We start from the raw sequence: 6083 nt of genomic DNA, 5'->3' as shown, positions 1-6083 counted from the left end.
TCACCTTAATTGACCTCAAAGGTATGATTTCAAATCGTCGCGCCTAAAAAGTAGTATCTAATAGACTATATTTCAATTATTTCAAAGAACTATTTATCCACTTTTACGGGACAGTAATGATTTAGAATAAAAAATAGGACAAGTATGAGTATATATTGCACTGATAGAATCCTGTTAGACATTACATTATGAATGATTAAGTAAATATTTTATCCCTAGTGTGTTTGTATTTTTTGATATTCAGTAAGAATTACGCCTCTAAATTAGGCTGAATTTTTATATTGGACAAAGATTTGGAAATGAAATAACCGTTGATTAATAAGATTTTTTGGCTTATGGTAAGAATAAAGTCCGTACACTCGTTGAATAATTATTCTATTATTTGTACTTTTGCCAGTCAAATTGCCGCAAGCGGGGAATCTCGCAGACGCATAGAAACTTGATTGAATAAATTTTAGAACAATGAATATATCTTACAACTGGCTGAAAGAGTATCTTGATTTCGACTTGCAGCCCGAAGAAGTATCAGCAGCACTAACCTCTATCGGTTTGGAAACCGGGGGAGTAGAAGAAGTTCAAACGATCAAAGGTGGACTGGAAGGACTGGTTATCGGCGAAGTTTTGACTTGTGTGGAACACCCGAATTCTGACCACTTGCATATCACGACGGTGAATGTCGGTGGGGAAGAACCTTTGCAAATCGTTTGCGGTGCGCCCAATGTCGCAGCAGGCCAGAAAGTGGTTGTCGCTGTGAACGGTACGAAACTCTATGACGGTGACGAGGTCTTTACCATTAAAAGATCAAAAATCCGTGGCGTTGAGTCGAACGGTATGATCTGTGCGGAAGATGAGATCGGTATCGGAACAGACCATGCCGGCATTATCGTGCTTCCGGCTGATGCGGTTGTAGGAACTCCTGCCAAGGAATATTATAATGTAAAGAGCGACTATGTGCTGGAAGTGGATATCACTCCGAACCGTGTGGACGGAACTTCCCATTTCGGGGTTGCCCGCGACCTGGCTGCTTACCTGAAACAGAACGGTAAGCCGACAGAACTGAAACGTCCGTCTGTCGACGCTTTCAAGATCGACGATGAAACTCCGGCTATCGAAGTGATCGTTGAAAATACGGAGGCATGTCCCCGTTACTCCGGTGTTACTATCAAGGGCGTAACAGTGAAAGAAAGTCCGGAATGGTTGAAAAACCGTCTGAATATAATCGGTTTGCGTCCTATCAATAACGTAGTGGACGTAACCAACTATGTATTGCATGAAATGGGACAGCCTCTGCATTCATTCGATGCAGGCAAGGTGACAGGCGATAAAGTGATCGTGAAGACAATGCCGGAAGGTACCAAGTTCGTCACCCTGGATGGTGTTGAACGTACGTTGACCGATCGTGACCTGATGATCTGCAATACGGAAGAAGCCATGTGTATCGGTGGTGTGTTCGGCGGCCTGGATTCAGGTGTGACGGAGCAGACTACGGATGTATTCCTTGAATCGGCTTGTTTCCATCCGACATGGATTCGTAAGACAGCTCGTCGCTTCGGTTTGAACACCGATGCTTCTTTCCGCTTCGAACGCGGTCTGGATGCTAACAATACAATCTATGTATTGAAACGTGCCGCTCTGTTGATCCAGGAAGTTGCCGGTGGTAAGATTACCGGATCTATCCAGGATATTTATCCGAATCCGGTACAGCCTTATACGGTAGAACTGACTTACAACAAGATCAACAGTCTGATCGGTAAGGACATTCCGGTAGAGACAGTTAAGAGTATTCTGGCCAGCCTGGAGATGGAAATCGTTTCGGAAACAACCGAAGGCTTGACCATCCATGTGCCGGTTTACCGTATCGACGTACAGCGTGATGTCGATGTAATTGAAGATATCCTCCGTATCTACGGATATAATAATATAGAGTTCAGCGACAGTGTAAAATCGAACCTGAGCTACAAGACAGCTACCGACCGTGGCTACGATCTGCAGAACCTGATCTCTGAACAGCTTTGCGGTTCAGGTTTCAATGAGATCATGAACAATTCGCTGACACGTTCTGCTTATTACGATGAACTGACTACTTATCCGGCTTCTCATTGCGTTATGCTGATGAACCCGTTGAGTGCAGACCTGAACGGTATGCGTCAGACATTGTTGTTCGGCGGTCTGGAAAGCATCGAACATAATGCGAAACGTAAGAACGGCAATATCCGTTTCTTCGAATTCGGCAACTGCTACGATTATAATGTAGAGAAGAAGCGTGAAGACGCTACACTGGCCGAATTCTCGGAAGACTATCGCCTGGGATTATGGGTTTGCGGCGACCGTGTGGAAAACAGTTGGGCGCATGCAGATGAAAAGGCTACCGTGTATGAACTGAAAGCCTATGTGGAAAATATCCTTATCCGTCTGGGCGTGAATCTGAAGAAGGTTGTCTTCGGAAACCTGAGCAATGATATTTATTCAACAGGCGTAAGTATTACAACAACTTCGGGCCGCGAACTGGGTACGTTCGGTATCGTAAACCGTAAGATCTGCAAGGCTATGGATATTGATTTCGAGGTATATTATGCTGAGTTGTCCTGGACATTGCTGATGAAGGAGACAAAGAAGAATAAGGTGACATTCTCCGAGATCTCTAAATTCCCGGCAGTAAAACGTGACCTGGCCTTGTTGCTGGACAAGTCCGTTCAGTTTGCTGAGATCGAAAAGATCGCCGAAGAAAGCGAACGTAAACTGTTGAAGGAGGTTTCCCTGTTCGACGTTTACGAAGGCAAGAACCTGCCGGCCGGAAAGAAATCGTATGCCGTAAGTTTCTACCTGCAAGATGAAACGAAGACATTGAACGACAAACAGATCGACGCGATCATGCAGAAGATCCGCAAGAATCTGGAAAGCAAACTGGGTGCATCATTGAGATAAGACAAAAGTTTATAATAATATAATACAGATATAATATGGGAAGAGCGTTTGAGTTCCGTAAAGCAAGAAAATTTAAACGTTGGGGTAACATGGCCCGCGTATTCACAAAACTGGGTAAGGAAATCACTATTGCAGCGAAAGCAGGTGGTCCTGATCCGGAGAATAACCCCCATTTGCGTGCTTTGATGCAGAATGCAAAGAAGGAGAATATGCCGAAAGAAAATGTGGAACGTGCCATTAAGCGTGCTGTAGAAAAAGATTTCTCCGGTTATAAGGAGATGACTTATGAAGGTTACGGCCCGTTCGGTATTGCTATCTTCGTGGAAACAGCGACCGATAATACAACCCGTACGGTTGCCAATGTGCGCAGTTATTTCAATAAGCACGGTGGTTCACTGGGTACAAGCGGTAGCCTTGAATTCCTGTTCGATCATAAATGTGTATTCCATATCAACAAGAAAGATGGTATTTCGTTGGAAGACCTGGAACTGGAACTGATTGATTATGGAGTGGATGAAGTAGACGAAGACGAAGACGAAGTCGTTATCTACGGCGAATTTGCTCAGAACTCCGCTATCCAGAAATATTTGGAAGAGAACGGTTACGAAATCACAAGCAGCGAGTTTGTTCGTATCCCGAACGATCTGAAAGAAGTGACAGCCGAACAGCGTGAAACATTGGATAAGCTGATTGAAAAGCTGGAAGAAGATGACGACGTACAGAATGTATTCCATAATATGAAGGAAGACGAAAGCGGAGAAGAATAACATTCGCTTTGACCTTATAAAAAAGAAGTGGTATCGAATAAGTATCGGTATCACTTCTTTTTTTATGTAAATTATATTTATTTTATTATTTTTGCAGCGACTAGTATTAATAATAACTCTATTGGATATGAAAAGGGTAATTTTCATGTGTGCACTCATAGCTATGAGTGTAATTTCTTCTTATGTCTCCGCTCAGAAAGAGCTGGGGATTTTCAATTCTCTTTCAGTTGGTGTAAGTGCCGGAACAACAGGTATTGGCGTTGATGTAGCGACTCCGGTCACTCCCCATTTTGCCATCCGTGGAGGTGTTTCGTTTATGCCGGGTATTAAAATCAGCACAGATGTGGATGTGGAACTGAATGATCCTGATTTGGGAAGCTATCCGAGTATGCTTGACCTTAAAGGTAGTATGAGCCGTGCTTCCGGAGAATTATTGGTGAACTACTATCCGTTCCTGAGTTCTTCTTTTTTTGTGACGGCCGGTGCTTATTTCGGAGGTTCCAAGTTAGTGAAGATCACTGGCCACAGTGATGAGTTGAAGGAATATGTGAACGAAGGTGGAAAGGCTGGTATTGTTATCGGTGATCAGACAATCCCGGTAGACAAGGATGGTAATATCGCCGGCGGTCTTAAAGCAGCCGGATTCCGTCCTTATCTGGGAGTAGGTTTCGGACGTGCAGTTCCTAAAAAGCGTATCGGCGTACAGTTTGAATTAGGTGTTCAGTTCCACGGAACTCCCAAAGTGTATACTGATGCCGGAATCCTGGGCAGTACTTCAACCGACGGAGACGACAGTTTCACAAAAATCGTAGATAAACTGACAGTTTATCCGGTTATGAAACTCCGCTTTTGCGGCAGATTGTTCTGATAACTTTTTATTTACAGGTATGTCTGATATCAGTTAAGCCTCGGCACAAACTGATTTAGATATACCTGTATTCTGTTTTGATCTCGAAATATGCATTATTGTAAGGTTCACCGTAATGCAAACGAAGGTCGGCAATCATCATGTCGAATGCTATTGCATACATACAGTATCTGGTTTTGATGGTATGAAATATTTCTGTTCACCGAAAAAGATACGGCCTAATTTATCCTTGATGGCAATAACTATTCCCTTAAAAGGATTGTGTTCCACATCAATCACCGTTCCTTCTACCCACTCATTTAACCCGGTGAGCCGGGGATCTGCTTTTGCTACATCTCCTTTTTTCATCTTTTTAATCGTTTTAATAATATAAGCAAAGATAATTATTATTCCTGTTTCCTGTATATCAAAGAATGTTTTTTAATGTAATGTTGGTTTATGCAAAAACAATCTAGGTTCGCGTCAAGCCTTCATCCTGACAATGAACAGCACCGGATTATCTTCTTTCGTACGATCCGGGAATGCTTTCTTTACTTCTTCTCCTGAACGGCAATAACAGAAAGAATTGTTATAAATATCCAGTGATTTCAGGTCGGGAACCCTTCCCGTATGGTAGAAATTATCTTCGAAGCCTCCTGTTACATTATAGGCGTAGTCTTCCCGGCGATCGTAACAGAACGTGTAATTCTTATCCGTATCAGTCGCATCCGAGTAAGTGGAAACCAGATAACGTCCGGCTATGCAGAGGGGGAGGATTGAGGAATATTCCTCATGTATATTCAGTTTGTTCCGTCTGATTAGGTAAAGCGTATCCGCCAGCAACTCGTCCGGCTGGGTGGAAGGAGAATAGGCGTAGACATTCCCGTTGGCAACGGACAGTTCGGTAGAGAAGCAGGCACCCAGATAGAACCGTCCCAAGTCGGCAGCCGTCAGTTTGCGGGTATCCTGGAGGTTGAATGTCGTATCGAATTTATAGAGCCATTGGTTGACACATTGTTTGCCGGTCCCCTCTTCGGAAGGCGATAACGATTGTGCCGTCATCCATATATGGCGATTGTGGTACATCAGGCGGGTAGGGGTTTTCAACGGATTGATTCCGGCAAGGCTTTTCCTATCCAGCAACGTCCCGTCGTAATCATAATAATAAACGTTTTCCCGGTCGTCCATGACGACCAGTTGCTTTTCGAGCGGATCGATGACGTAATCGGTAACCTGGAAATGCTTATTGCTGGTGATCCGGCTAAGGAATTTGCCGGAGCAGTCGAAATGAAAAAGCTGGCCGTTGCTTACCAGGAACAATTCATTCCTGTCGCGCTTGATCTGTGTGGCATGTTTCAGCCGGCAGTCGGATGTTGTTTCCAGCGGAATGGCGATCACTTCGTCGGCAACGTCTGAGAGGGAGCCTTCGGTGGTGCTTTTCACCGGCATATCTTCGCTTATAATCTTGTAACCTTCGTTTATGTAGATTATTCCAACGAGCAAAAGTAATAGCAAACAGGTCTTTTTCATTTCATCATTCATTT

General features: G+C 43.8%; 5 protein-coding genes and 1 pseudogene. 3 read left to right on the top strand and 3 right to left on the bottom strand.

What is annotated here, in order from left to right; genetic code table 11:
* The first annotated feature begins 462 nt into the window (after nt 1-462).
* The 3 genes from pheT (at nt 463) to NBH15_RS25090 (ending at nt 4560) form a co-directional block, all read left to right on the top strand.
* Complete coding sequence (gene pheT, locus NBH15_RS25100) at nt 463-2925, top strand: phenylalanine--tRNA ligase subunit beta (RefSeq protein ID WP_250823837.1); 2463 nt, start codon at nt 463-465, stop codon at nt 2923-2925.
* Between the two features lie 35 nt (nt 2926-2960).
* Nucleotides 2961-3692, top strand: coding sequence for a YebC/PmpR family DNA-binding transcriptional regulator (locus NBH15_RS25095; RefSeq protein WP_250823836.1), 732 nt, complete (start codon nt 2961-2963; stop codon nt 3690-3692).
* A 127-nt stretch (nt 3693-3819) separates the two neighbouring features.
* Nucleotides 3820-4560 (top strand): hypothetical protein, encoded by a 741-nt coding sequence (locus NBH15_RS25090; RefSeq protein WP_250823835.1) that lies wholly within the window; start codon nt 3820-3822, stop codon nt 4558-4560.
* Nucleotides 4561-4624: 64 nt separating this feature from the next.
* Here NBH15_RS25090 and NBH15_RS29435 read toward each other — a convergent pair.
* From NBH15_RS29435 to NBH15_RS25080, 3 genes and pseudogenes are all read right to left on the bottom strand, one after another.
* A pseudogene (locus tag NBH15_RS29435) lies at nt 4625-4723 on the bottom strand (virulence protein); the annotation flags it as partial.
* Entirely contained in the window at nt 4711-4908 is a 198-nt protein-coding gene (locus tag NBH15_RS25085) for a hypothetical protein (RefSeq protein WP_007652805.1), read from the bottom strand. The gene NBH15_RS25085 and the pseudogene NBH15_RS29435, both read right to left, overlap by 13 nt.
* Before the next feature lie 114 nt (nt 4909-5022).
* Complete coding sequence (locus NBH15_RS25080) at nt 5023-6069, bottom strand: 6-bladed beta-propeller (RefSeq protein WP_250823834.1); 1047 nt, start codon at nt 6067-6069, stop codon at nt 5023-5025.
* Nucleotides 6070-6083: the final 14 nt, after the last annotated feature.

This window comes from Parabacteroides caeci, assembly GCF_023656795.1.
GTDB classification, from domain to species: Bacteria; Bacteroidota; Bacteroidia; order Bacteroidales; family Tannerellaceae; genus Parabacteroides; species Parabacteroides segnis.
Note: the sequence above shows the minus strand (reverse complement) of the source record. Positions and strands in the feature narration are given on the sequence as shown.